The 25,978-nt window shown below is 74.0% G+C and carries 21 protein-coding genes and 2 riboswitches; of the genes, 13 read left to right on the top strand and 8 right to left on the bottom strand.

The window, feature by feature from the left end:
• Positions 1 to 150 precede the first annotated feature (150 nt).
• From ISOVA_RS00280 to ISOVA_RS00315, 8 genes are all read left to right on the top strand, one after another.
• The gene (locus tag ISOVA_RS00280; RefSeq protein ID WP_013837266.1) at positions 151 to 471 is read left to right on the top strand and encodes a hypothetical protein; all 321 of its coding nucleotides are present in this window, start codon (positions 151 to 153) and stop codon (positions 469 to 471) included.
• 45 nt (positions 472 to 516) lie between these two features.
• Positions 517 to 1,938, top strand: a complete 1,422-nt coding sequence (locus ISOVA_RS00285; protein ID WP_013837267.1) for a lactate/malate family dehydrogenase — start codon at positions 517 to 519, stop codon at positions 1,936 to 1,938.
• A gap of 191 nt (positions 1,939 to 2,129) precedes the next feature.
• Positions 2,130 to 2,234, top strand: a riboswitch (glycine riboswitch).
• 211 nt (positions 2,235 to 2,445) lie between these two features.
• A complete protein-coding gene (gene gcvP / locus ISOVA_RS00290; RefSeq protein ID WP_013837268.1) occupies positions 2,446 to 5,367 on the top strand; it encodes an aminomethyl-transferring glycine dehydrogenase in 2,922 nt (973 codons plus the stop codon).
• A 37-nt stretch (positions 5,368 to 5,404) separates the two neighbouring features.
• Positions 5,405 to 6,559, top strand: a complete 1,155-nt coding sequence (gcvT, locus tag ISOVA_RS00295; RefSeq protein ID WP_013837269.1) for a glycine cleavage system aminomethyltransferase GcvT — start codon at positions 5,405 to 5,407, stop codon at positions 6,557 to 6,559.
• 50 nt (positions 6,560 to 6,609) lie between these two features.
• Entirely contained in the window at positions 6,610 to 6,978 is a 369-nt protein-coding gene (gene gcvH / locus ISOVA_RS00300; protein ID WP_013837270.1) for a glycine cleavage system protein GcvH, read from the top strand.
• A 256-nt stretch (positions 6,979 to 7,234) separates the two neighbouring features.
• Complete coding sequence (locus ISOVA_RS00305; RefSeq protein ID WP_013837271.1) at positions 7,235 to 7,477, top strand: helix-turn-helix domain-containing protein; 243 nt, start codon at positions 7,235 to 7,237, stop codon at positions 7,475 to 7,477.
• 142 nt (positions 7,478 to 7,619) lie between these two features.
• Positions 7,620 to 8,048 (top strand): (deoxy)nucleoside triphosphate pyrophosphohydrolase, encoded by a 429-nt coding sequence (locus ISOVA_RS00310; protein ID WP_013837272.1) that lies wholly within the window; start codon positions 7,620 to 7,622, stop codon positions 8,046 to 8,048.
• Between the two features lie 317 nt (positions 8,049 to 8,365).
• Positions 8,366 to 10,918, top strand: coding sequence for a PQQ-dependent sugar dehydrogenase (locus ISOVA_RS00315; protein ID WP_013837273.1), 2,553 nt, complete (start codon positions 8,366 to 8,368; stop codon positions 10,916 to 10,918).
• A 126-nt stretch (positions 10,919 to 11,044) separates the two neighbouring features.
• On the opposite strand, the gene ggt is transcribed toward ISOVA_RS00315, so the two are convergent.
• A complete protein-coding gene (ggt, locus tag ISOVA_RS00320; protein ID WP_013837274.1) occupies positions 11,045 to 12,913 on the bottom strand; it encodes a gamma-glutamyltransferase in 1,869 nt (622 codons plus the stop codon).
• 279 nt (positions 12,914 to 13,192) lie between these two features.
• Between ggt and ISOVA_RS00325 the strand changes: the two genes are divergently transcribed.
• Positions 13,193 to 13,474 carry a hypothetical protein gene (locus ISOVA_RS00325; protein WP_186004558.1) on the top strand — a complete coding sequence of 94 codons (282 nt, stop codon included), beginning with the start codon at positions 13,193 to 13,195 and terminating at the stop codon, positions 13,472 to 13,474.
• A 44-nt stretch (positions 13,475 to 13,518) separates the two neighbouring features.
• Complete coding sequence (locus ISOVA_RS00330) at positions 13,519 to 13,755, top strand: hypothetical protein (RefSeq protein ID WP_013837275.1); 237 nt, start codon at positions 13,519 to 13,521, stop codon at positions 13,753 to 13,755.
• Between the two features lie 64 nt (positions 13,756 to 13,819).
• Here ISOVA_RS00330 and ISOVA_RS00335 read toward each other — a convergent pair whose 3' ends face one another.
• From ISOVA_RS00335 to ISOVA_RS00350, 4 genes are all read right to left on the bottom strand, one after another.
• A complete protein-coding gene (locus ISOVA_RS00335) occupies positions 13,820 to 14,248 on the bottom strand; it encodes an Hsp20/alpha crystallin family protein (protein ID WP_013837276.1) in 429 nt (142 codons plus the stop codon).
• A gap of 132 nt (positions 14,249 to 14,380) precedes the next feature.
• Positions 14,381 to 16,858: a 5-methyltetrahydropteroyltriglutamate--homocysteine S-methyltransferase gene (metE, locus tag ISOVA_RS00340; protein WP_013837277.1), complete on the bottom strand. Its 2,478-nt coding sequence runs from the start codon at positions 16,856 to 16,858 to the stop codon at positions 14,381 to 14,383.
• Between the two features lie 31 nt (positions 16,859 to 16,889).
• A complete protein-coding gene (locus ISOVA_RS00345) occupies positions 16,890 to 17,918 on the bottom strand; it encodes a methylenetetrahydrofolate reductase (protein ID WP_013837278.1) in 1,029 nt (342 codons plus the stop codon).
• 5 nt (positions 17,919 to 17,923) lie between these two features.
• A riboswitch (SAM riboswitch) is annotated at positions 17,924 to 18,030 on the bottom strand.
• A gap of 68 nt (positions 18,031 to 18,098) precedes the next feature.
• Complete coding sequence (locus tag ISOVA_RS00350; RefSeq protein ID WP_013837279.1) at positions 18,099 to 19,040, bottom strand: NADP-dependent oxidoreductase; 942 nt, start codon at positions 19,038 to 19,040, stop codon at positions 18,099 to 18,101.
• 40 nt (positions 19,041 to 19,080) lie between these two features.
• Between ISOVA_RS00350 and ISOVA_RS00355 the strand changes: the two genes are divergently transcribed.
• The 3 genes from ISOVA_RS00355 to ISOVA_RS17065 are packed head-to-tail and all read left to right on the top strand — an operon-like array spanning position 19,081 to position 22,397.
• A complete protein-coding gene (locus tag ISOVA_RS00355; RefSeq protein WP_013837280.1) occupies positions 19,081 to 20,364 on the top strand; it encodes a PIN domain-containing protein in 1,284 nt (427 codons plus the stop codon).
• 39 nt (positions 20,365 to 20,403) lie between these two features.
• Positions 20,404 to 21,060 (top strand): lysophospholipid acyltransferase family protein, encoded by a 657-nt coding sequence (locus ISOVA_RS00360; RefSeq protein ID WP_013837281.1) that lies wholly within the window; start codon positions 20,404 to 20,406, stop codon positions 21,058 to 21,060.
• Positions 21,060 to 22,397 carry a regulatory protein LuxR gene (locus ISOVA_RS17065; RefSeq protein WP_013837282.1) on the top strand — a complete coding sequence of 446 codons (1,338 nt, stop codon included), beginning with the start codon at positions 21,060 to 21,062 and terminating at the stop codon, positions 22,395 to 22,397. Before ISOVA_RS00360 ends, ISOVA_RS17065 begins: the two co-directional genes overlap by 1 nt.
• A gap of 6 nt (positions 22,398 to 22,403) precedes the next feature.
• Here the strand turns inward: ISOVA_RS17065 and ISOVA_RS16615 are convergent, their stop codons facing one another.
• From ISOVA_RS16615 to ISOVA_RS00380, 3 genes are all read right to left on the bottom strand, one after another.
• Entirely contained in the window at positions 22,404 to 23,081 is a 678-nt protein-coding gene (locus tag ISOVA_RS16615; protein WP_013837283.1) for a DUF4287 domain-containing protein, read from the bottom strand.
• A 78-nt stretch (positions 23,082 to 23,159) separates the two neighbouring features.
• On the bottom strand, positions 23,160 to 24,623 hold the full coding sequence (locus tag ISOVA_RS15245) for an HNH endonuclease signature motif containing protein (RefSeq protein WP_013837284.1): 1,464 nt from the start codon (positions 24,621 to 24,623) through the stop codon (positions 23,160 to 23,162).
• A 188-nt stretch (positions 24,624 to 24,811) separates the two neighbouring features.
• Positions 24,812 to 25,876, bottom strand: coding sequence for an App1 family protein (locus tag ISOVA_RS00380; protein WP_013837285.1), 1,065 nt, complete (start codon positions 25,874 to 25,876; stop codon positions 24,812 to 24,814).
• Positions 25,877 to 25,978: the final 102 nt, after the last annotated feature.

The following is a 25,978-nucleotide window of genomic DNA, read 5'->3' on the forward strand; positions in this document are numbered from 1 at the left end:
CGTCCGTCCGGAGACCGTTCCGCTTCACCCGGGTGAAGTTCCGCGCTCGCCGGATCCGGCCGCCCGGGGCGCGGCGTATCGTTCGATCGAGGGAGGACCGGCTCGCCCCCGACCTGTCCGGACGCCCTCACCCACGAGGAGGTGGGCGACGTGAAGCGTGTCCTCATCACGAGCGTGACGGTGCTCGGGCTGGTCGTCGGCGGCGCGGCAGCGGCCCAGGCGGGCGAGACGAACGGCCGGGGCGACCCGATCCCCGGCGCGCACACGGCGTCGTCGGCGTGCGCGTTCTCGGGCCAGGACCGGCTCGACGCGCTCGAGAACCAGCCGCCGGAGTTCAACGACGACCACCTGTACGGCTTCCGCGAGCGCGGGCGGGTGCAGAGCTACGGCATGTACGTGAAGAACGGCCTGAAGGGCGTCGTCCCCAGCCCTGGCATCGCCTGCCGCGGGAACGTCGAGTTCGAGGAGTAGCCGCCGGCGTCCGCGCGTCCGTGCCCGCACCCCTAGGGTGCAGGCATGGACGTCGCGGTGCTCGGGGCCACGGGAGACGTGGGCCGGCAGGTCTGCACCCAGCTCATCGCGGGCGGGCTGCTCTCCCCCACGTCACGCCTGCAGCTCGTCGGGCGGCCCGACGGCGCCTCCCGCTCCGCGGCGTTCGGCCTGCGCGCCGACCTCGCGGACGCGTTCGAGGAGCGCGCGCCGCTGATCGACGTCGCGCTGTCGCCCGACGAGGTGACGGCCGACGTCGTCGTCGTCACGGCCGGACGCACCGCGCCCGCCCGGGTCGGCATCAGCGCCGACCGAGCGGCGCTCGCGGCCGCGAACCTCGACGTGCTGCGCACCTACGCCGAGGCGCTCGCACGGCACGGGTCGGGCCGCGAGGTCGTCATCGTCGTGACGAACCCGGTCGAGCTCGGCGTCGCCGTCATGGCCGAGGTGCTCGGCCGCCACCGCGTCATCGGCATGGGCGCGTGGCTCGACACGCTGCGCTTCCGCCGCGAGATCGCGGTCGAGCTCGGCGTGCGGCGGCACCGCGTCGGCGGGTTCGTCGGCGGGCAGCACGGCGAGCGTGCCGTGCCGCTCTGGTCGACCGTGACCGTCGCCGGGCTCGACGACGACGAGTGCGCCGCCGCCATGGCGTACCTGCGGCGCGGGCGCACGCTCGACACGCTGCCCGCCGACGTCGCGGCAGCGAACCGGGTGATCGACGAGGTCGCGCCGCGCGACGTCCCCGAGGCGTTCCTGCGGGTCGACGCGATGCCGGCGGACCTGCGCGTCGTCGCGCGGCCGTCCCTGACGCACCAGTCCGGTGCGAAGACCCCGGCGGCGACCGCCGCGGCCACGGTCGACCTCGTGCGCACGGTGCTCGACGGGCGCGACGTCGTCGTCGCGGCCCAGGTGGCGCTCGACGGCGAGCTCGACGGCGTCGTCGACGTGCCCGGACGCGTGCAGGGCGTGCCCGTGACGCTCGGGCCCGAGGGCTGGAAGCACGTGCTGCTCGACCCGCTCGCCGACGACGAGGCGCGGCTGCTGTCCGTGGCGGCCCGCTCGACCGACGCGATGCTCGCCGCGCTCGGGGTCGGCGCCGGCCCCGACGGCGCACCCGTCGGCGCGGCGGCCACCACTCCCCCGGACGTCGCGCCCGGGTCCGAGCCGCGCTGGACCGTCGACGTCGAGGTGGTCGGCGCCGAGGCCGTGGGCACGGTCGCGACGCTGACCAGCGTGTTCGCCTCGCGCGGCGTCGCCGTGGACTCGCTGTCGACGCGCGTGACCGAGCCCGGCGGCGAGGGCCGGTCGTCGCGCGGCGTCGTCGCGCTCGCCTTCCGCGCCGGCGAGCGCCGCGCCCGCGCCCTGCTGCGCACGCTCGAGCGCCTCGCGATGGTGCGCGCCGTCGTCGTCCACGACCCCGCCGAGGTAGCGCTCGACCCGCCGAGGTAGCGCGTTTCCCGCCGAAGTAGCGCGTTTCCCGCCGAGGTAGCGTGCGAGGCGACGACGTAGCGCTCTCACCGGCGCGAGACGCGCTACTTCGCCGCGCGGAGCGCTACCTCGCCGGGCGGAGCGCTACCTCGCGGGGGGACGCGCTACCTCGGCGGGCGGGTAGGATCCACCTCACAACGCAACACGCCGCTCGAACCGCGACGGGAGAGCTCGGCGGACCTGGCAGCAGGGCCGTCGGCGCCGAAGGAGCAAACCCTCCCCGGGAATCTCTCAGGCCCCCGTACCGCCGCGGTGAGGCAACTCTGGAAAGCGGCCCGTCCGTCGTCGTACGACGCCGGTCAGGCTCACCGACGGTGCAAGCCGGCGCGCCCCGTGGAGGCGGACCGGCAAATCTCTCAGGTCGACGTGCGACCCGGGCCCCGGCCCGGCGCGGTCCGATGACAGAGCGGGGAGGGACAGCTCGTCCCCGACCGCCTGCCCCGGCCCGACCACCACGGAGCGCTCGACGTGACCCACCACCCCGCGGGATCCTCCGCCCACGACCCCGACGTCTTCGCCGACCGCCACGTCGGCCCGCGCGGGCACGAGGTCCGCGCGATGCTGGACCAGCTGGGCTACGACAGCCTGGACGAGCTGGTCGACGCGGCGGTGCCCAAGGCGATCCGCACCGAGCGCCCGCTCGACCTGCCGCCGGCCCGCAGCGAGGCCGAGGTGCTCGACCACCTGCGCGAGATCGCCGCGAAGAACCAGGTCAAGCGCCAGATGATCGGGCTCGGCTACTACGGGACCGTCACTCCCCCGGTCATCCGCCGCAACGTGCTCGAGTCGCCGGCCTGGTACACCGCGTACACGCCGTACCAGCCCGAGATCTCGCAGGGCCGCCTCGAGGCGCTGCTCAACTTCCAGCAGGTCGTCGAGGACCTCACGGGCCTGGAGATCGCGGGCGCGTCGCTGCTCGACGAGGCGACCGCGGTCGCCGAGGCCGTCGCGCTCATGTGGCGGGCCTCGCGCGCGAAGAGCGGCTACGTCGTGCTCGACGCCGACCTCTTCCCGCAGAGCCTCGCCGTCACGCGGGGCCGCGCCGAGGCGATCGGCCTGCCGGTCGTGGTCGCGCGGCTCGACGACGGTCTGGCCGCGGGCCTCGAGGAGGTCGTGTCCGACGGCGGCACGCTGCCCGAGGGCGACCTCGTCGGCGTCGTGCTCCAGCAGACCGGCGCGTCCGGCCGCGTGCTCGACGCGCGGGGCGTCGTCGCGGAGGCCAAGGAGCGCGGCGCGCTCGTCACCATGGCGACCGACCTGCTCGCGCTCACGATGCTCGTCTCCCCCGGCGAGCTCGGCGCCGACGTCGCGGTCGGCTCGGCGCAGCGATTCGGGGTCCCGCTGTTCTACGGCGGCCCGCACGCCGCGTACATGGCGGTCCGCAAGGGGCTCGAGCGCCAGCTGCCCGGTCGCCTCGTGGGCGTGTCGGTCGACGCCGACGGCGCGGTGGCCTATCGCCTCGCGCTCGCGACGCGCGAGCAGCACATCCGCCGCGAGAAGGCGACGTCGAACATCTGCACCGCCCAGGCCCTGCTCGCGATCGTGGCGTCGATGTACGCGGTGTACCACGGCCCCGAGGGCCTGCGGGCGATCGGCGAGCGCGTGCACGGCCGGGCCGTCACCGTCGCGGCGGGGCTGCGCGCGGCGGGCGTCGAGGTCGAGCACGACGTCTTCTTCGACACCGTCCGGGCCGTCGTCCCGGGCCGCGCGCACCAGATCGGCGCCGCCGCCGTCGAGGCCGGGTACAACCTGTACATCGCGGACGCCGATCATGTACAGATCGCGTGCGACGAGACGACGACGGCCGAGGACGTCGACGCGGTGCTCGCGCTCTTCGGCGCGCACGCCGGCGACGCGGCCGAGGACCTCGGTGTCCCGGAGGCGCTGCTGCGCACCACGGACTACCTCACGCACCCCGTCTTCAGCACGCACCGCTCGGAGACGGCGATGCTGCGCTACCTGCGCTCGCTGAGCGACAAGGACCTCGCGCTCGACCGGACGATGATCCCGCTCGGCTCGTGCACGATGAAGCTCAACGCGACGGCCGAGATGGAGCCGATCAGCTGGCCGGAGTTCGCCGACATCCACCCGTTCGTGCCGGCCGACCAGGCCCGGGGCTACGCCGAGCTGGTCGAGCGGCTCGAGGCCCGGCTCGCCGAGATCACCGGCTACGCCGCGGTGTCGGTCCAGCCCAACGCCGGCTCGCAGGGCGAGTTCGCGGGCCTGCTCGCGATCAAGGCGTACCACGCGTCGCGCGGCGAGGCGGAGCGTGACATCGTGCTCATCCCCGCCTCGGCGCACGGCACCAACGCGGCGTCGGCGGCCCTCGCGGGCCTGCGCGTCGAGGTCGTGGCCACCGCCGAGGACGGCGAGATCCTGCTCGACGACCTGCGCGCCAAGCTCGAGCAGCACGGCGAGCTCGTGGCCGGGATCATGATCACCTACCCGTCGACGCACGGCGTCTACGAGGAGCACGTGCGCGAGGTCTGCGACCTTGTACACGAGGCGGGCGGTCAGGTGTACATCGACGGCGCCAACCTCAACGCGCTCGTCGGGCTCGCGCGCCCGGGGGAGTTCGGCGGCGACGTCTCGCACCTCAACCTGCACAAGACGTTCTGCATCCCGCACGGCGGCGGAGGCCCCGGCGTCGGGCCCGTGGCGGTGGCCGAGCACCTCGTCCCGTTCCTGCCGGGCGACCCGACGCCGGGCGCGCGCGCGGGCGAGCCGGGCGCGGGGGAGGGGATCGCGCCCGTCTCCGCGGCGCCGCACGGGTCGGCGGGCATCCTCCCGATCTCGTACGCCTACCTCGCGCTCATGGGCCCCGACGGGCTCACGCACGCCTCCAAGACTGCGGTGCTCGCGGCCAACTACGTCGCCGCGCGCCTCGACGGCCACTTCCCGGTGCTCTACTCGGGCGCGAACGGCCTCGTGGCGCACGAGTGCATCCTCGACCTGCGGCAGATCACCGCCGAGACGGGCGTGACGGCCGAGGACGTGGCCAAGCGCCTCATCGACTACGGCTTCCACGCCCCGACGATGTCGTTCCCCGTCGCGGGCACGCTCATGGTCGAGCCGACCGAGAGCGAGGACCTCGCGGAGCTCGACCGGTTCGTCGACGCGATGATCGCCATCCGCGGCGAGATCGACGCCGTCGCGTCGGGCCGCTGGCCGCTCGAGGACTCGCCGCTGCGCAACGCCCCGCACACCGCGGCGTCGGTCATGGCGGACGAGTGGACGCGGCCGTACCCGCGCGAGCTCGCCGCGTTCCCGGTCGCGAGCCTGCGCGCCCAGAAGTACTGGCCGCCGGTGCGCCGCATCGACGGCGCCAAGGGCGACCGCAACCTCGTGTGCGCGTGCCCGCCGCCGGCGGCCTACGCCGACGCCCGCTGAGCCGACCCACGTCCGCAACGACGCCGAAGGAGCCTCGATGACCGAGGACCAGCAGGACAGGAAGACCCCGCTGCACGACGAGCACCTCGCGCTCGGTGCCACGCTCACCGGGTTCGGGGGGTGGCTCATGCCGCTGCGCTACACCTCGGACCTCGCCGAGCACCGCGCCGTGCGCGAGGCCGCGGGCCTGTTCGACCTGTCGCACATGGGTGAGATCCACCTCGTCGGCCCGCAGGCGGCGGCCGCGCTCGACGTCGCGATCGTCGGGCACGCGACCGCGATCCCCGTCGGGCGCGCCCGGTACTCGATGCTGTGCGCCGAGGACGGGTCGGTGCTCGACGACCTCATCGTCTACCGCCTCGCCGAGGACCACTTCCTCGTCGTGGCGAACGCCGGCAACGCGCCGCTCGTCGCGCGGGAGCTCACGGAGCGCGCGGCCGGCTTCGACGTCGTCGTCGACGACCGCTCGGAGGCCACCGCGCTCGTGGCGGTCCAGGGCCCGCGCGCCGAGGAGATCGTCGCCTCGATGACCGCGCCCGACGACGTCGAGACGGTCCGGTCCCTGCGGTACTACGCGTCGGCCCCGGCGACCGTCGCCGGCGTCGAGGCCCTCGTCGCGCGCACCGGCTACACGGGGGAGGACGGCTTCGAGCTGTTCGTCCCGGCCGAGCGCGCCGCCGAGCTGTGGCGGGCCGCCCTGGCGGCGGGGGAGCCGCACGGCCTCGTCCCGGCCGGCCTGGCGGCGCGCGACTCGCTGCGCCTCGAGGCGGGCATGCCCCTGTACGGGCACGAGCTCGACACCACGACCACGCCCTACGAGGCCGGGCTCGGCCGCGTCGTCAAGCTCGACAAGGTGCACGACGACGGCACCCCGGTCGAGTTCGTCGGCCGCGCCGCGCTCGCCTCGCGCAAGGCGAGCCAGCCCTCGCGCGTCCTCGTCGGGCTCAAGGGGGAGGGCCGCCGGCCGGCGCGCGCCGGGTACGACGTCGTGTTCCGGCACCACGACGACTCCGCGGGCGTCAAGGTCGGGACGGTGACCTCGGGCGCGCCGTCGCCGACGCTCGGGTACCCGATCGCGATGGCGTACGTGACCCCGGAGGTCTCCGCGGAGGGCACCGAGCTCGCCGTCGACGTGCGGGGCCGCGCCGAGCCGTTCGTCGTCGTCCCCCTCCCGTTCTACTCGCGTCCGTAGGACGATCGTCCCCGGACCCTCAGCGAACACTTGTGAAGGAGCAGATCCCCATGGCCGACTTCCCCACCACCCTGCGCTACTCCGTCGAGCACGAGTGGGTCGACGACGGCACCCCGGCCACGGTGGGCGTGACGTCCGTCGCGGCCGACGCGCTGGGTGACGTCGTCTACCTCGAGCTGCCCGAGGTCGGGTCCACGATCGAGGCCGGGTCGGTGGTGGGGGAGATCGAGTCCACCAAGTCGGTCTCGGAGCTCTACTCGCCCGTGAGCGGAACCGTCGTCGAGGTCAACCAGGCCGCGGTCGACGACCCGGCGATCGTCAACGCCGACCCGTTCGGCGCGGGGTGGCTCTTCAAGGTCGAGGTGACCGCCACGGGCGACCTCCTCACGGCCGAGGAGTACGCCCAGCACACCGCCTGAGTGCCGACTCGGCACGTTGTGACCAAACTGTGACCTTCGGAGATTCTGGACCGAAGATCACCGTGGCAGCGCTCTGACCAGCGCAAACACGGGCCGGTGCGTGACTGTGACGGACGCGCACCGGCCCGTTCTGCGTCGTCGGACGCACAACTCGGCGTGACGCGCGTCATGAAACGGGCTCCTCCTCCTCCCCATGCGTAGCGGCTGTCCCCAGGCCGGTCACGTCACGACCGGCGGCCGCGATGGAGGAACGAGCATGAGCACCATGGAGCTGAACAGCCCGATCTCGGTTCACCCGGGCATGATCCTGACCCGCCGTGAGCAGGTCGTGCTGTCGAACCTGTCCGAGGACGTCACCCTCGAGCAGATCGCGTCGAAGCTGTTCGTCACGCGCAACACCGTCAAGTCGCAGGTGCGCAGCGTCTACCGCAAGCTCGGCGTGTCGAGCCGTGCCGAGGCGGTGGCCTGGGCCCGTCGCGCGGGGATCCGCACGAGCTGACGACCAACGAGGACGAGGCCTCGTCGACCGGCAGGGGGGCTGCCGGAGGCGAGGCCTCGCTGTGTTCGGGATCGGGCCGGACCGCACCCTCCCGTCACGGGCGCGACACCGCCGCGTCACGTCGGGATGGCAGACTCGCTGCATGACCGACCGTCGCCTCGTGGTCGCCGCCGCGATCGTCGACGACCTCGACCGCCCCGCCTGGTTGCTGGCCGCGCGCCGCAGCCGGCCCGCCGCGCTGGCGGGGCGCTGGGAGTTTCCCGGCGGCAAGGTCGACCCGGGGGAGGGGCCGGTCGAGGCGCTGCACCGCGAGCTCGTCGAGGAGCTCGGCGTCGAGGTGGAACTGGGGGCCGAGCTCGTCGGCCCCGACGACGGGGCCTGGGTCATCACGGACCGGCACGTCATGCGTCTCTGGTACGTGCGCGTCGTCGCGGGCGAGCCGCGCCCGCTCGTCGAGCACGACGAGCTGCGCTGGCTGCCGGTCGGGGAGTCGCCCGACCTCGACTGGCTCGAGGGTGACGTGCGCATCGTCGACGCTCTCGTCGAGGACGTCGCGTCGCTCGCGCGCTGAAGCGACGAATCGGCTGCAACTTTTGATTGACAGTCGTCAGAAGTTGCGTAGGATCAGCAACGACGGCCCCCGGCACCGGCGCCGACGTCGGCACCGCTGCCACCGGGCCCGTCGCTCGAACGACTGCACCGTAGGCACCGCGTCCTCCGCCGCGCGAGCGGGGAGGCCGGCTCGACGACGAGCGAGGAGGTGGGTGGAGCGCGCCGACGGCGCGCGAACGACGACCGGGCCACCGCGAGCCGTCGTTGCAGCGACGGTTGGTGACCCGGTCCGTGATGAAGCCTGACAGGCGGTCAACCGGACAGGAGCACCACAGGATGAAGCGTACCCAGAGGCATGCCCGCACGGGCAGAGCGGTCGCCGGCGTCGTCGCCGCGATGACCGTCCTCGGGTCGGGGCTGGCGACCGTCGCCGTCCCCGCCCAGGCCGCGGCCGACGAGCCCGCGCTCGACTGGTCGAACTACGAGCGCACCACGATCACCAGGGACGTCGGCGAGCCGATCGGCATGACGATCCTCCCCGACAACAAGATCATCCACACCGCCCGCAACGGCGAGGTCCGCCTCACGGACCCGGCCACGGGCATCACCAAGGTCGTCAACCGGCTCGACGTCTACGCGAACTCGGAGGACGGTCTCCAGGGCATCGCGATCGACCCCGACTTCGAGGAGAACGGCTGGGTCTACCTCGTCTACTCGCCGCGCGACGCCGACGGCGACGGGGTCGCGGACACGCCGGCCGGCAACGCGCCGAACACGCTGCCCGCGGGCCAGGACGAGAGCTACTGGGACCGCTGGCTCGGCGTCAACCGCCTCTCGCGCTTCCAGTGGACGGGCGAGGCGCTCGACCTGTCGAGCGAGCAGGCGATCCTCGACGTCGAGGTGCAGCGCGGCCAGTGCTGCCACGTCGGCGCGGACATCGACTTCGACGGCGAGGGCAACCTCTACCTGTCGACCGGTGACAACACGCCGGCCGGCACGCCCGGCGCCAACGGCTACGCGCCGAACAACGACGCCCCGGGCATGAACCCCGGCTTCGACGCGCGTCGCAGTTCGGGCAACACCAACGACCTGCGCGGCAAGATCCTGCGGATCCACGTCGAGGAGGACGGCAGCTACACGATCCCCGAGGGCAACCTCTTCCCGCCGGGGACGCCGAACACCCGTCCCGAGATCTTCGTCATGGGCGTGCGCAACCCGTTCCGGATCGACGTCGACGCCGAGACGAACACGCTCTCGTGGGGCGACTACGGCCCCGACGCCGCCCAGGCGAACCCGAACCGCGGCCCGATGGGCTACGTCGAGTGGAACATCACGAGCCTCGACGACCCGCACAACGCGGGCTGGCCGTTCTGCCACGGCCCGAACGCGGCCTACAACGAGTGGAACTTCGCGACGGCCACGCCGGGCGAGTGGTTCGACTGCGACAACCTCGTCAACAACTCGCGCTGGAACACGGGCCTGCGTGAGCTGCCGCCGTCGCGCGCCGCGACCGTCCACTACGGCGACCAGCCGGGCCAGCAGCCCTGGGACGAGCTGGTCACCTTCGGTGCCGGCTCGGGCCAGGGCCCCATGGGCGGCCCGGCGTACCACTACGACGCCACGAACCCGTCGACGGCCAAGCTGCCGGAGTACTGGGACGGCAAGTGGTTCTTCGGCGAGTTCTCGCAGGACTACATCGCGGCGTTCACGGTGAACGACGCCCTCGAGGTCACGGCCATCGAGGACTTCGTGCCCAACGCGTCGATCGTCCCGGCGGGCATGCCGCAGATCGACAACCCGATCGACCTGGAGTTCGGCCCCGACGGCGCGCTCTACGTCCTCGAGTACGGCGACGGCTTCTTCCGCGCCAACCCCGACGCGGGTCTGCACCGCATCGCCTACGCGCAGGACAACCGCTCGCCGCAGGCCCGCCTCTCGGCGACGCCGCACTCGTCGTCGACCGCCCCGCTCACCGTCCAGTTCGACGCCTCGCGGTCGAGCGACCCCGAGGGTCAGGCCCTGACCTACCAGTGGGACTTCGACGGTGACGGCACGTTCGACGCGACCGGCGTCCAGGCCACCCACACCTACACCGAGCTCGGTGTGTACACGGCGCGCCTGCGCGTGACCGACACGGGCGGCAAGTTCAGCCTCGCCACGCGCACCATCAGCGTGGGCAACACCGCGCCCGAGGTGACGGTCGAGTTCCCGGCGAACGGCGGGTTCTTCCAGTGGGGCGACCAGGTGCCCTTCCAGGTGACCACGCACGACGCCGAGGACGGCGACCAGACCGTGTGCTCGCGCGTCCGCTGGACGTACGGCCTCGGCCACGACGAGCACGCGCACCCCGAGGTCTCGGGGACCGGCTGCACTGGCGTGTTCCGCACCGACCCGAACTCGCCGCAGCACGGTGACGGGGCCAACCTCTACGGTGCGGTCGTCGTGACCTACACCGACGCCGGCGCGAACGGCCTGCCGCCGGCGACGGGCGAGGCCACCGTGCGCCTCAACCCGTTCCTCCAGGAGGCGGAGTTCGCCACGAGCCTCGGCGGCGCCACCGTCGTCCAGGACGCCGAGGCGAGCGCGGGCGCGGTCGTCGCGGTGACCTCCGAGACCACGCTCCGTTGGGACCCGGTGAGCTTCGTCGGCATCGACGACGTGCTCGTCCGGGCGCAGGGCTCGGGTCGCCTCGAGCTGCGGTACGGTTCGCCGTCGGCCAAGCCGTTCGGTACGGCGATCCTCAAGCCGGGCGACGGCTGGAAGGACGTGGAGCTCGAGATCGCGGGCAAGGCCCCGACCGAGCCCGGCGCGCTCTACGTCACCGTCCGCGGTGAGGCGAACATCGACTCCCTCACCTTCCGGGGTGTGGGCGTCGCCCAGGCGCCGTGAGCCCCACGGCCTGACCTGATCGCCGCACCGGTGGACGCCCACCGGTGACCCACGGCACGACGGCGGTACGCACCTCGGGTGCGTACCGCCGTCGTCGTCCGTGCGGGGTGCCGGGATGCCGCTCGCTCAGGGCGAGACCGGCTCGAGCACCATCGCCGCGCCGCCGCCGCGCCGCCGCGGCTCGGAGACCGCGGTGAGCAGGCCGTCGGGGCCGATCTCGATCGCGGTCGCGGCACCGATCTCGGCCGCGCTCGTGAACTGGTCGCCCGACGCCACGAGCGCGTGCCCGTACGCGAACAGGGCGTCGCCGTAGAGCTCGATGAACTCCGGCTCCGCGACGACCGACGCGGTGTTGCGCTGCGTCGCCCGGGGCGCCGACAGCGCCTCGGCGACGTCCATGCCGCGGTCGAGCCGGTTCGTCAGCGTCTGCAGGACGGTCGTGATGATCGTCGACCCGCCGGGCGAGCCGAGCGCGAGCACGGGCTCGCCGTCGCGCAGCACGAGCGTCGGGGCCATCGAGGAGCGCGGGCGCTTGCCCGGCTCGATGCGGTTCGGGTCGGAGGCCGACCACCGGAGCGAGAAGTCCGTGAGCTCGTTGTTGAGCAGGAAGCCCCGGCCGGGCACGACCATGCCCGACCCGCCCGTCTGCTCGATCGTGAGCGTGTACTCGACGACGTTGCCCTCGCCGTCGACGACGGTGAGGTTGGTCGTCGAGATGTTCTCGGTGTCCATCTCCTCGGGCGAGGCGGTCTCGCCGCACGCGCTCGACGTCGCGTCGACGTCGCCGGGCGCGACGGGCTTGGGCAGCGCCGTCGTCGGGTCGATGAGGCAGGCGCGCTCGGCCGCGAAGTCGTCCGACAGCAGCGTCTCGAGCGGGACGTCGACGAACGCCGCGTCGCCCAGGTACTTGCCGCGGTCCGCGAAGGACAGCGCGCTCGCCTCGAGGTAGTGGTGCAGGTAGTCGGCGTCGGACATGCCGGGCAGGTCGAACGTCTCGAGGATGTTGAGCGCCTCGCCGACCGTGGACCCGCCGCTCGACGGCGGACCCATGCCGTAGACGTCGAACTCGCGGTAGCGCACGTGCGTCGGGTCCTGGACGAGCGCCTCGTAGCCGGCCAGGTCCTCGAGCGCGAGGTAGCCGGGCGGCACGGGCAGGTCGGTGTCGGGGTCCGTGGCGGGGTTGGTGACCGCCTCGACGACGTCCTCCGCGATGTCGCCCGTGTAGAAGGCCTCCGTCCCGTGCTTGGCGAGCAGGTCGTACGTCGCCGCGAGGTCGCGGTTGCGGAAGAGCGTCCCGACGGCCGGGGCGTCGCCGCCCGGCAGGAACAGCTCGGCGGTGGCCGGGAAGGCGGAGAAGCGCGCGGCGTTGTCGAGCGTCTGGCTGCGGAACGTCTGGTCGACGACGAACCCGCGGCGCGCGAGCTGGGTCGCCGGCTTGAGCGCCTGCGCGAGCGAGAGCGTGCCCCAGCGCTCGAGCGCGACCTCCCAGGTCGCGGGCGTGCCCGGCGTGCCGACCGAGACGCCGCTCGTGACGAGCTCGGGCGAGAAGCGGTACGGCGCCCCGGTGGACGGGTCGATGAACGCGTCGGTCGGCATCGCCGCGGGCGCCGTCTCGCGGCCGTCGATCGTCGTGACCTCGCCCGTCGCGGCGTCGTAGTGCAGGAAGAACCCGCCGCCGCCGATGCCCGCGCTGTACGGCTCGGTGACGCCGAGCGCGGCGGCCGCCGCGACCGCGGCGTCGACGGCGTTGCCGCCCTTGCGGAGGACCTCGAGGCCGATCCGGCTCGCCTCGGGGTCGACGGTGCTGATCGCGCCGCCGTAGCCCACCGCCATGGGGATCTTGTCCTCGTGGCGGGGCGCGGCGACGGCTTCGCCGCCGCCGGGTGCGAGGCCCGGTGCGACGGCCGTCGTGACGGCGAGTCCGGTCGTCAGGGCGGCGGCGAGCGCCGCCGTGAGCGGTCTGCGTGCGGAGCGGGTGGAGCTGCGGTGGTCCATGGCCTTCTCCTCGTGCGGGACGTCGTGTACACCACGGTCACCCCGGGCGACGGATTTGACCAGGGGAAGACGTGAAAGGCCTGCTCGGGACGGGCTCAGGCGGCGCGTGCGCCACGCCCACCGCACGATGTGGTCGCGGTCGCTGAAGATCGAGCCCAGGGGTGGCTCGACGTTGCCGTTCCACAGCTCGAGGCGGCCGAGCCGACGGCGCAGTGCAGCGCGTCGATCTCCGTGTGCGGCAGGTCCCAGAGCGCGCCGATCCGGCCGGCGAGCGTCGTCTTGCCCGAGCCCGATGTGCCCGCGACGAGCACGCGGCGCGGGCGGCGGCCGAGCACGGCCGTCACGTCGTCGTGGTGGGGCACCCAGGCGACCGGGTACGTCCTCTACGAGGACGGCGTCGCGGTCGACCGGCAGGAGCTCGAGCCCGGCACCGGCGGCGAGGCGCAGGTGGCCACGACGTTCCTCACCGGTCGGGCGCCGGGGACGCACACGTACGTCGCCGTGCTGACCAACGCCGCGGGCGAGACGCGCGGCCGGGAGCTCACGGTGCGGGTGCGCTGAGCCCTCGTGGTGAGCGGGCTCGGTTCCGGCGTACGGTGGGCCCCATGAGCGACTTCCAGGTCAACCGGCGGAACCGGCAGGAGCCGTCCGGCACGCTGTTCGGGCGCGTCATCGTCGCCTTCGTGCTCTTCGCGGGCGGGCTCGTCCTCATCGGGGTCGGGTCCGCGGCGGAGGAGCCCCTGGGGCCCTTCCTGTTCGTCGGCGGCATCCTCGCCGTCGGGCTCGGGTTCGGGCTGCCGATGATCGGCGGCTACGAGAGGCTCGGCAGCAAGCAGCACTGAGCACGGCAGGCACGAACAAGGCAGGGCCCCGGCCGTCGCCGGGAGCCCTGCCTCGTCGTCCGTGTCAGCTTGCCGCCTCGATCGCGGTGGGCTGCTGCGCGCCGTGCTCGACCTCGATGCGGCGCGGCTTGGCCTCCTCGGACACGGGGATCGTCAGCGTGAGAACGCCGTCGGCATACGACGCCGAGATCTTGTCCAGGGCAAGGCCGCGTCCGAGGGTGAGCTGGCGGGCGAAGGTGCCCGTCGGGCGCTCGCGGACGAGCCACTGACCCTCGCCGGAGCGACCCGTCCGCTCGGCACGGATCGTCAGCGTGCGGTCCTCGCACGCGACGTCGATCGTGCCCGGGTCGACGCCGGGAAGGTCGACGGCAAGGACGTAGTGGTCACCCTCGCGGAACAGGTCCATCGGCATCGCCGGGGCGTTCCGCGTGTTGAGGGCGAGCGAGCCGAAGAGTCGGTCCATCTCCTGGAACGGGTCCCAGAGCGTAGCCATCGCGCATCACCTCCTCGATGCGAGACCGCGCCGCGCGGTCTCGTCGCGCCCGGCGTCGCACCCTTCCGACGCCGGGTGGCTACATCTCTGCATTTAGCACTCTCAGGGCGAGAGTGCCAAGCCTGATCGCTCTCAGCGAACAGGCGCGGCATCCTTCGCCGGGGCCAGGAGCGTCGCGCGGACCGTGCGGGCGGCCTCCACGAGGTTGCGCAGCGCCGGCGTGACCTCTTCGTACCGGCGGGTCTTGAGCCCGCAGTCGGGGTTGACCCACACGAGGCCCGGGTCGATCTCGGCCACCGCGAGCCGCAGCAGCTCGGTGACCTCCTCGACCGACGGCACGCGCGGCGAGTGGATGTCGTACACGCCCGGGCCGATGCCGCGCGCGTACCCGGCGGCCCGCAGCTCGGGCACGATCTCCATGCGCGAGCGCGCCGCCTCGAGCGAGGTCACGTCGGCGTCGAGCCCGTCGATCGCGCCGATGACGTCGCCGAACTCGGAGTAGCACAGGTGCGTGTGCACCTGCGTCGCGGGGCGCGCCCCGGCCGTCGCGAGCCGGAACGACCCGACCGACCAGCGCAGGTACTCGCCCTGGTCCTCGCGACGCAGGGGGAGCAGCTCGCGCAGCGCCGGCTCGTCGACCTGCACGACGGCGATGCCCGCGTCCTCGAGGTCGGTCACCTCGTCGCGCAGCGCGAGGGCGACCTGGTTGGCCGTGTCGGCCACCGGCTGGTCGTCGCGCACGAACGACCACGCGAGGATCGTCACCGGCCCGGTGAGCATGCCCTTGACGGGCTTGCTCGTGAGCGACTGCGCGTACGTGGCCCACTCGACCGTCATCGGCGCCGAACGCGACACGTCGCCCCACAGGATCGGCGGCCGGACGCAGCGCGAGCCGTACGACTGCACCCAGCCGAGCTGCGTCGTCGCGAAGCCGTCGAGCTGCTCGGCGAAGTACTGGACCATGTCGTTGCGCTCCGGCTCGCCGTGCACGAGCACGTCGAGGCCCAGCTCCTCCTGGAGCCGCACGACGCGCTCGACCTCGGCGCGCATCGCCGCGGCGTACGCGGCGTCGTCGAGCTCGCCCTTCGTCCACGCCGCCCGGGCGGTGCGGATCTCCGGGGTCTGCGGGAACGAGCCGATCGTCGTCGTCGGCAGCGGCGGGAGCTGGAGCCGCTCGCGCTGGGCGGCGACGCGCTCGGCGTGGCGGCCCCGCGTGAACGCGGCCTCGTCGAGCCCCGCGAGGCGCTCCCGCACGGACGGCACGACGACGCCCGGCGCGGCCGCGCGCGAGGCGAGCGCCTCGGAGGCAGCGGCGAGCTCGCGCGCCACGGCGTCGCGCCCGAGCACGAGCCCGCGTGCCAGCGTGGTCACCTCGCGGACCTTCTGGTCGGCGAACGCGAGCCAGGTGCGGAGCTCCGGGAAGCGGCCGGCGCGCTCGGCGTCGGGCCCCTCCCACGTCTCGTCCTCGACGTCGTGCGGCACGTGCAGCAGCGACGTCGACGTGCCGACGACGACGTCGCGCGCACCGGTCCGCGCGCGCAGGCCCTCGAGGAGCTCGAGCCGGGCGGCGAGGTCGGCGCGCCACACGCCGTGGCCGTCGACGACGCCGGCCACGAGCGTCGTGTGCTCGAGCCCGGGGACGGGGCCGGACGGCACCGAGCCGCGGACCAGGTCGATCGCGATCGCCTCGACGTCGGTCTCGGCGAGCGTCGCCAGCAGGCCCTGCGCCGGACCGTGAGCGGCCGCGCCGGGGCGGTCGAGGTCGCCGTACGGGGCGGCGACGAGCAGGCGCGGGCGCTGGACGCCCGGCCCGAGGTCGACCGCGAGCTCGGTGTACGCGTGGTTGACGGCGTGGGCGACCTCGTCGCGCGTCGCGCCGGCCGCCTCGATGAGCGTGTCCGAGACGAGGCCCGGCTCGTCGAGCTGGACCCACGGCGCCCTGGCCTCGGCCAGCGAATGCAGCAGCTCGCGGTAGGCGACGAGCAGGTCGTCGAGCCGGTCCAGCGGACGGAAGCCCTCGGGCGCGTCGTCGGCGGGCTTGGACAGCAGCAGGAATGTCACCGGGCCGACGACGACGGGCCGCGTGACGACGCCCTCGCCGCGCGCCTCGACGTGCTCGCGCACGACGCGGTCGTCCGTGAGCCGGAACCGGGTGCCCGGCCCGATCTCGGGCACGAGGTAGTGGTAGTTCGTGTCGAACCACTTGGTCATCTCGAGCGGCGGCTGCTCGGCGCTGCCGCGCGCGAGCGCGAAGTACGTCGACAGCGGGACGCCCGTGCCGCCGTCGTGCAGCGGCGCGACGCCGGACGCGAGCGCGCCGAAGCGCGCGGGCAGCGCGCCGAGCGTGACCGCGGCGTCGAGCACCTGGTCGTAGTACGAGAACGAGCCGGGCACAGAGCCGTCGGCCGGGTCGAGGCCCAGCTCGACGAGGCGGCGCAGCGTGGCCAGCCGCAGGTCGCGCGCGGCGGCCTCCAGCTCGTCGGCGGACGTGCGCCCGGCCCAGTGGGCCTCGAGCGCGCGCTTGAGCTCACGACGGCGGCCGATCCGCGGGTAGCCGAGGATCGTGCCGCCCTCGAACGGGGTGGTGGTGGGGTGGGTCTGCGTGGACAAGAGCACTCCTTCGATGGTGCTCCCCACGCGGTCAGGTCGTCGTGCCTGTCCGGGAGAGGGGAGCGTCCGACGGGATGCCCGGTACCCACGGCCTTCTGGCCAGGTCGACGCCGTCGTCCGACGACGTCGTGCCGCCGAGGTTCACTCCCTCGAGCAGGTCCAGAGCGGGACGGTACTTGTTGAACGTGTACACGTGCAGGCCGGGTGCGCCCGCGTCGAGCACGCGCTGGGCGAGCTCGGCGGAGTACGCGATCCCGTAGGCGTGCTGCGCCTCCGGGTCCGGCAGGGCGTCGAGCGCCTCGAGCAGGTGCCGGGGCGGCACGACGCCGGTGAGCTCCTCGACGCGACGGAGCCGCTGGGGCTCGGTCGTGGGCAGCAGCCCCGCGAGGATGGGGATCGTCACCCCGGCCGCGCGGGCCTCGGCGACGAAGTCGGTGTACGAGTCGGCCTCGTAGAACAGCTGGGTGATGGCGAAGCTCGCGCCGGCCTCCTGCTTCTCGAGCAGGCGGTGCACCTCCTGGGTGCGCGTGGTGCCGGCGGCGGGGTTGCCGTTGGTGAAGGTTGCGACGGCGATCGTCAGCGGGCGGGCGGCCCCGCGCAGGGCGGCGCTCGGGTCCTGCGCGCACCGGCGGTTCTCGACCTCGCGCAGCAGGTGCACGAGCTCGATGCTCGAGTGGACGCCCTCGGCGGGCGGGCGCCAGTCCGGCTGGTCCTTGGGCGGGTCCCCGCGCAGCGCGAGGAAGGAGCGCACCCCCGCTTCGAGGAAGTCGTCGATGACTTCGGACACGTCCTCGCGCGAGGCGCCGACGCAGGTCAGGTGGGCGATGGGCAGCACGGGCGTGCCCTCGAGCAGGGTCGCGACGACGCGGCGCGCGGTCGCGCGGTCGCCGCCGCCCGCCCCGTACGTCACCGACACGAAGTCCGGGTGCGTCGCGACGAGCCGGCGCGCGGTCTCCCAGAACTTGGGGGCGGCGTCGGGCCGGCGCGGCGGCATGAGCTCGAACGAGACCGTCGGGCGGTGCCGGTGTGCCGGGTTCTGCGGGGATGCCTCTGCGACCATGCGTCACTCCATCGAACCTGGCGTGAGCACCTTCGTCCTCGGGAGGCTTCCGTCGGAGAACGGGTTGCTGCGGCGTCGTCGAGCCAGGACTCTCGGCCGCTCTGGATGGGTTGTGCTCGATCGTAGGCACGTCCGTCGCACGGACGCGATCCGGCTCACCAGGTGAGACGCGTGTCCACGTCAGGGGACGAGGACGATCTTGCCGCCCGCACGGCCCGCCTCGAGCAGCTCGTGCGCGCGCGCCGCCTCCTCGAGCGGGAGCACCCACCCGACCGTGACGGTGAGCTCGCGGCGGCCGAGCGCGTCGAGCACCTCGGCGAGCTCGCGGGCGTCGCGGCGCGCGGCGTAAGTGGACCGGACGCCGAGCTCGTCCGCCGCGGGGTCGGCGATCGTGACGATGCGATCGGTCCCGCCGCGCAGCGCGATCGAGTCGGGCAGCGCGCCGCGGCCGGCGGCGTCGAGCACCGCGTCGACGCCGCCCGGGGCGAGCTCGCGCACCCGGTCGACGAGCCCCGGGCCGTACGTCGTGGGGATCGCGCCCATCGCGGCCACCCGCGCCTGGCCCGCGGGCGACGCCGTGCCGACGACGCGCGCACCGCGACGCACGGCGAGCTGGACCGCGAACGCGCCGACTGACCCCGTCGCGCCGTGGACGAGGAGCGTCTCGCCGGCCCGCACGTCGAGCAGGCGCAGGACGCGCAGCGCCGTCTCGGACGCGACCGGGACGCCGGCCGCCTGGGTCGCCGGGACGCCGTCGGGTACGCGCGCGAACACGGACGTGAGGGCGAGCTCGGCGTAGCCGCCCGTGTCGGCGAAGCCGACGACCCGGTCGCCGGGCCGGACGGGCCCGTCGCCCCCCGCGGCACCGGCGGTGTCCTCGAGGTCCGCACCCACGGCGTCGACCACGCCCGCCACCTCGAGCCCTGGCACGTGGGGGAGGTCGACGCGCACCACGGGCGCCGCGCGCAGCTTGGTGTCCCAGACGTTGACGCCCGCGGCCTCGACCCGGACGCGGACCTGGCCGGCCGCCGGCTCGGGCACCGGGACGGCGGTGGGCCGTAGCACGTCGGGCCCGCCGTGACGGTCGAAGGCGATCGCGCGCATGGTCCTCGTGGTCGTCATCGGTCCTCCTCGAGAGATGGTCACCCGTAGGGTGGCAGGCATGGACACCGAAGAACGTCTCGCCGTCTTCCTCGACTACGAGAACCTGGCGCTCGGCGCACGCGAGCACCTGGGCGGCATGCAGTTCGACTTCGGCCCGATCGCCGACGCGCTCGCGGTGCGCGGTCGCGTCGTGGTGCGGCGAGCGTACGCCGACTGGTCGTACTTCGACGAGGACCGGCGCGCGCTGACGCGCCACCAGGTCGAGCTCATCGAGATGCCGCAGCGCATGGGGGCGTCGCGCAAGAACGCCGCCGACATCAAGATGGTCGTCGACGCGATCGAGATGGCGTTCGAGCGCGAGTACATCTCGACGTTCGTCATGTGTACAGGTGACTCCGACTTCTCCCCGCTCGTCCACAAGCTGCGCGAGCTCAACAAGCGCGTCATCGGCGTGGGCGTCGAGAACTCGACGTCGCGCCTGCTGCCCGCCGCGTGCGACGAGTTCCTCTTCTACGACCGCCTCGAGGGCGTCGACGTCCCCGACGAGGCCGACGTGCCCCGCGCGCGCCAGAAGTCGGGCACCTCCCGCGGCCGGTCGCGGGTGAAGGCCGCGCCCGCGGCGCCCGCGGAGGCGCCCGCCGCGGGACAGGCCGCCGCACCCGCCGAGGCGGCGGCCGGGGCCGCGTCCGAGGAAGCCCCCGCGGCGACCACGACCGAGCCGGAGGCCGCGACCGTGGCACCGGCGTCGGGCAGGGGGCGGCGCAGGAAGACCGCGATGCCGGTGCCCGAGCCGGTGGAGGCCGAGGTCGCCGACGACGCCGAGCTCGAGGTGCCGGTCGACGAGGACGCCGACGAGGCGCCGTCGGGCGAGGAGCCCACGATGGAGGTCCGGGTCGCGCAGACGCTCGCCGACCTCCAGGCCTCGACGAGCGGCGCGGTGACCGCCTCGATGCTCAAGCGCACGCTCGTGCGCAAGGACCCGACGTTCAGCGAGTCCGACTACGGCTTCCGCACGTTCGGCGAGTTTCTGCGGTTCCTCGCCGACCGCGGCTTCGTCGAGCTCGCGCCCGGCCCCGCGACGGGCGACCCCGTGGTCGCGCTGCCCGAGCAGCCCGACACCGAGCACGCGTTCGGCCTGCTGCGCTCGGTGGTCGAGGAGTCGGGCGGCAGCGCCCAGCTCTCCGGCCTGAAGAACATGCTGCGCAAGCGGCGGCCCGACTTCTCCGAGAAGGCGCTCGGCTACCGCGGCTTCCTCCAGTTCTGCAAGGCCGCGGCCGCCTCGGGCGCGGTCGGCCTCGCGTGGGACGACGACGCCGACGACTACCTCGTCACCGTGGCCTAGGTCACGCACGGGTGCCGTTCGCGCGGGCACCGGGGCACAATGTCTGCCGTGACGTACCGGTTCCTGCGCCTCATCCTCTCGCTCGTGGCGTTCGTCGTGCTGCGGCCGAAGGTCACCGGGCTGCACAACATCCCGCGGCGGGGACCGGTGATCCTGGCGAGCAACCACCTGTCGTTCATCGACTCGATCATCATCCCGCTCGTCGTCCCGCGGCACGTCACGTTCATCGCCAAGGCCGAGTACTGGACCGGGCGCGGCCTCAAGGGCCGCATCTCGCGCTGGTTCTTCACCACGATGGGGAACATCCCCGTCGACCGCGACGACCCGCGCGCCGGCCAGCGTTCGCTCGAGGACGCCCTGCAGGTGCTCCGGCGCGGGGGCGCGTTCGGCATCTACCCGGAGGGCACGCGCTCGCGCGACGGCAAGCTCCACCCCGGCCACACGGGCGTCGCCTGGCTCGCGCTCGCCAGCCACGCGCCCGTCGTGCCGGTCGCGCTCGTCGGCACCGACAAGGTCCAGCCGGTCGGCAAGCGGCTCCCTCGCCCCGTGCGCGGCATCCACGTCCAGTTCGGCGCGCCCATCGACCCGTCGCGTCAGATCACGGCCGGTGCCCGCCCCGCGCAGGTGCGGCGCGAGTTCACCGACCAGGTCATGGCGTCGATCCACCGGATGAGCGGCCAGGAGCTCGCCGCGTAGTGGCCTGGCTCCGCCGGGCCGCGGCCCCGCTGAGGAGCACGTCCACGCTGCTGGTGGGCATCTACCTCGTGCTCGGCGGCGTCGTCGCGGGCGCGTACGCGGTGCTCGTGGTGGGCTTCGGCCAGATGTTCGCCGACCGCGCGCTCGAGCGCCCCGCCGTCGTCGTGCTCGCGGCCGGCACGCTCTACCTCGGCGTCGAGACGGTGCGCACGCACGTCGGCAACGTGCTCGCCAAGCTCGGCGTGCGCGACCGGACGCAGGCCGTCGTGCGGGGTGATCCGCGAGCGCTCACGCGTCGCGAGGCTCGAGGCATGACTACCGAGAAGAACCTTCCCTCGAGAACCGGCCCGCGGACGGGCGTCGCCGAGCGGCGCTCGCGAGCGATCGAGAACGTGACCCTCGCCTGGTGGGCCGCCGGTGCGGCGTTCGCCGTCGTCGACGCGCTCGCGTACCGCGCGTCGGTCGGTGCCGCCGTCATGCGGCCCGAGGCGATCAACCACGGGTTCCTCGCCGACGTGCCGCCCGGCACGATGAGTTTCGCGCTCGCGCTGTTCGCGCTCCTCGGCGCCGTGGTGGCAGCCGGCGTGCTGGTGCTCGTGGACGCGACCGTGCTCGCCGGGCTCGGGTACCTGCCGGCACTGCTCGTCATGGCGCCGTTCAGCGCCGAGGTGCGTGACGCGTTCGGGGTGTACGTCGAGCCGGGCTTCGCCGTGCAGGTCGTCGTGCTCGTGGGTGCGGTGCTGCTCGCCGTCGCCGTCGCCCGGTTCGCGCGGCGCACGTCCGGCGCGTGCGAGACCTGCGGTCGCCGTCACGACGGGCACGACCCCGCGTGGACGAGGCCGGCCGCGGCGGCGCGCTGGGGTCGTGTCGCCGCGCTCGTGGCGGCCGCGATCCCCGCGTTCTACGGCGTGACGCGCCTGGCATGGGCACTCGGGATCCCCCTGGGCATGGCACGGGTGGACGAGGAGGGATTCACCGGGATCGAGCTCATCGGCCCGATCGGGCTCGGGACCTTCTCCCTCGTCGGCGCGGTGCTGACTCTGGGCCTGTTCCAGCGCTGGGGCGAGGTGTTCCCGCGGTGGATGGTCGGCCTCGCGGGCAGGCGGGTGCCGGTCGGGCTGGCCGTGGTGCCGGCGAGCATCGTCGCGGTCGCCGTCCTGCCGGCCGGGATCTCCGTCATCGCGATGGGGCTGCAGCGCGGGATGCTGACCGCCGACGAGTGGGGCGCCACCGGACCCGCGATCCTGTGGCCGGTGTGGTCCGTGGCGCTGGGTGCGGCGACGTACGCCTACTGGTTGCGCCGCCGCGGCACCTGCCGCGTGTGCGGCCGGGGCTGAGGTCGGTCAGCGCCCGCTCGCGGGCTCCTCGGCGGCCTCCTCGTCGGCGAGACGGGCGAGGTCGTCGAGGCGCGCCTTCCAGAACGTCTTCAGCTTCTCGGCGAGCTCGGGCGTCGCGAGGCCGCCGTGCTGGACGGCGACCCGCACCTTGCCGCGCGGGTTCCCGACGACGTCGGTCGGCTGGTAGAGCCCGACGACGACGCGGCCGGGCTTGTCCTCCGGCGCGCCGAGCGCTCCGGCCGGCCAGGCGAGCCGCACCGACGACGTCGGTGTCGCGCCGAGGACCTCGGAGCTGTCGCCCGCGCCGACGGTGCGCAGTGCCCCGTCGAGCCACCGGTCGCGGCAGTCCGCCTCGGACACCAGCGCGAACGCCGTCTCGAGCGAGCACGCGAGCGTCTTGGACGGGCTCACCTCGAACGAGCCGTCGGAGCGCTGGCCCGGCTGCCGCATCCCGCGCTCCTGCTCGTACGCGACCGTGATCGACTGCGCCCACCATCCGTCGACGCCGTGCTCACCGGTGAGCCAGGCCGCGATGTCCTTGTGCGACCAGTGCGTGGCGCTCGCCTCGTCGAGCAGGCCGAACCACGCGTCGCGGCCGCGTCCGGTGGCGGTCTCGACGCGGTCGTCGCCCACCGCCTCGACGCTGCGGCGGGCAAGACCCTCGCTGCGCTGGTCCTCAGTCATGCTGCTCCTCCGTCATACGGCCAGCCTAGGGTGACCGCCGCGTCGCGCGCGGGCTCACGCCACCACCGCGGCGACGGCTCACGCCGCCTCCGCGGCGACGTCGTCCGCGGAGCCGCCGAGGGCCGTGCGAGCGCCGATCTCCCGGCCGCGACGGTCCGTGAAACGCCACGTGCCGCCGTCGTACCGCATGGCGATGCCGAGCCCGTCGACGCGGGCATGGTGGTGCCAGCACAGCAGCGCGGCGTTGTGCACGGAGGTGCTCCCGCCGTCGGCCCAGTGGGTCACGGCGTGGTGGACCTCGCAGCGGTTCGGCGGTTCCTCGCAGCCCGGCCAGGTGCAATGACCGTCGCGCGCGACGACCGCCCGGCGCAGCTGGCCGGTGACGGTGCGTCGGGACCGCCCGACGTCGAGCACCTGCGAGTCGGGGCCGAAGACGATGCGCGTGACCTCCGCGTCGCACGCGAGGCGGCGCAGCAGCGACGGCGGGATCGGGCCGCGGCCGTCGGGGAAGCGGGGGAGGCCGTCGGCGACGATGCGGTCGACGTCGACGCCGCCGGACCCCGCCGGCGAGACCGCCCCGTCGGCCGCCGCCTCGCCGGACTCTTCCCCGATTCCCTCGATCAGCGTGGTCAGCTCGGTCCAGGAGACGGTCACGGTGAGGTGCGGACGGACCGCGGCGCCGGTGCCGACGGCGGCGTTGTCGAGCGCGACGCGCACGAGGTCGACGAGCGCCTGCGCGCGCCGCTGCGCGGGCGTGCGGGTGTCGTCGGCCGCGGGACGGCCCATGACGGCCTCGACCGCGGTGCGCAGCGCCTGACCGTGCTCCTCGGTGAGGAAGCCGGCCAGGTGGTAGCCGCCCCACGTGGGGGAGATGTCGAAGAACTCGCGCTCCGTGGCCTGCCGGTAGCCGCGCTCGTCGGACTCCGGGTCGGCCACCTGCGCGAACCGCCGCACCATCTGCCGGAACGGACCCACCGGGTACCGCTGCGCGAGGTCGAGCAGCACCTCCTCGCCGGTCGGGCGCTCCGCCTCACCAGGCTCGGCCGCGTCGTCCGTCCGGCCGTCCTCCACGGGGGCCGCGAGCGCGGCCCTGCGCGCGGCGCTCGTCGGTGCGACGTCGACCAGCGCGCGCACGTGCTCGCCGCCGACCTCGCCGCGCAGGGCGGCCGACCGGGTGGAGCGCAGGGTCTCGTGCAGGGCCGCCGCCGTGCGGACGTCGCGGCGCGCGGTGGCCAGCGTGACGTCCTCGGCCCGCGCGAGCCAGTGCGCGAACGAGCGGGACCCGTCGAGCGCCCACCGGCCGTCGGTCTCGAGCGCGGGCAGCACCGCCCAGCGCGCGGCGTCGAGGCGCTGACCCGCCCGGCGCAGCACGGCCGAGGCCTCGGCGAGCACGCCCGGCTCGCCCTCGCCCGGCCCGCCGTCCTCGAGCTCCGCCGCGACGACGGCCGTGAGCTCCTCGACCACGGCCTGCAGCTCCTGCAGGACCTCCGAAAGCGCGCGGCCGCGCGAGGTCGCCGTGGCGGCGTCCGTCGTCGCGGTCATGGCGTCTCCCCGGTGTCGTCGAGCCCGCGGCGCAGCGCCACAGGCAGGTCGGCAGAACACCCACGAGTCTATCGAACACGCGTATGAAACTGCAGGTCAGGAGCCAAATCTGTGGACAACTTTTTGTCCACAGGCGGCGAGCAGCCTCCGAACAAGGGACCGCCACGACGCGACACGAGGACGCGCGGTCAGGGCGACGCGGTCGCGAGCACTCCCGGCACCTCGGCGAGCCGCTGGGCGAGCTCACCGCCGTCCTCGCCGTGGACCGTGGGCACGTCGGGAGCGACCTGCCCGGACGCCAGCGCGCCGTCGGGCGCCGTCGTCGACCCGTGCGCGAGCACCTGCTGCGTGGCCGTGAGCTGCCGGATCGCGACCGCGACCACCCGGTCGGGCCAGCGCTCGACCGCGCGGCGGTAGATGTCGGGGTCGTGCTGCCCGTCGTCGCCCACGAGCAGCCAGCGCACGTGCGGGAACGTCTCCATGATCCGGTCGAGGCTCGAGTCCTTGTGCTCCTGCCCGCTGCGGAACCATCCGGTCTGCGTCGGCCCCCAGTCGGTGAGCAGCAGCGGGCCGGCCGGGTAGCCGTTGCGGGCGAGGAAGCCGCGCAGCACCCGCGCGGTGTTCCAGGCGCCCGTCGAGACGTAGACGAACGGCGCGTCGGGGTGGGCGGCCGCGATCTGCCGGTAGAGCTCGGGCATGCCCGGGACGGCCTTGCGGGTGCTCGTGTGGCGGATGAACGTGTTCCACGCCGCGAGGAGCAGGCGCGGCACGGCCGTGACCATCGTGGTGTCGTCGATGTCGCTGACGACGCCGAGCTCCGTGGACTCGTCGACGACGAGCAGCGGCGCGCCCACGCCGTCGAGCGTGGCCTGCTGCCACCCCGCGGGCAGCGGCGCGTCGGCGGGCAGCTCGACCTCGACGTCGACGTAGCCGCCCCGGTCCGACTCGACCGTGACGGTCACCCCGCCGACGACGATCGGCACCCGGATGCCCGGCGCCGGGACGGTGAGGAACTGGCGGAAGCCGCGCCGATCCACGGCCCCCGACGGCCGCGTCGCCTGCGACGGCGCGAGCACGACGCGGCCCAGGACGCGGACCTTGTCCGGCGTGCCGTAGCCCGTGAACGGCTCGACGCGAGGCACCCACCGGCCGAACCGGCGCAGGCCGCTTCCGAGGGCGCGGTAGACGCCGTCCTCGAGCACGGCGGCGAGGTGCGGGCGCTGGGTGGGGTGCGGCGTCGTGGTGACCGGCATGGCGTCGATCCTGCCGTGCGCGGTCCGGCTCCACATGTGGAAGCGCCGCCGGAGGGCCGTGTCAGAAAGCGGGTGGGCTCGAGCTCACCCGCTTTCTGACAC

Source organism: Isoptericola variabilis 225 (assembly GCF_000215105.1).
Taxonomy (GTDB): domain Bacteria; phylum Actinomycetota; class Actinomycetes; order Actinomycetales; family Cellulomonadaceae; genus Isoptericola; species Isoptericola variabilis_A.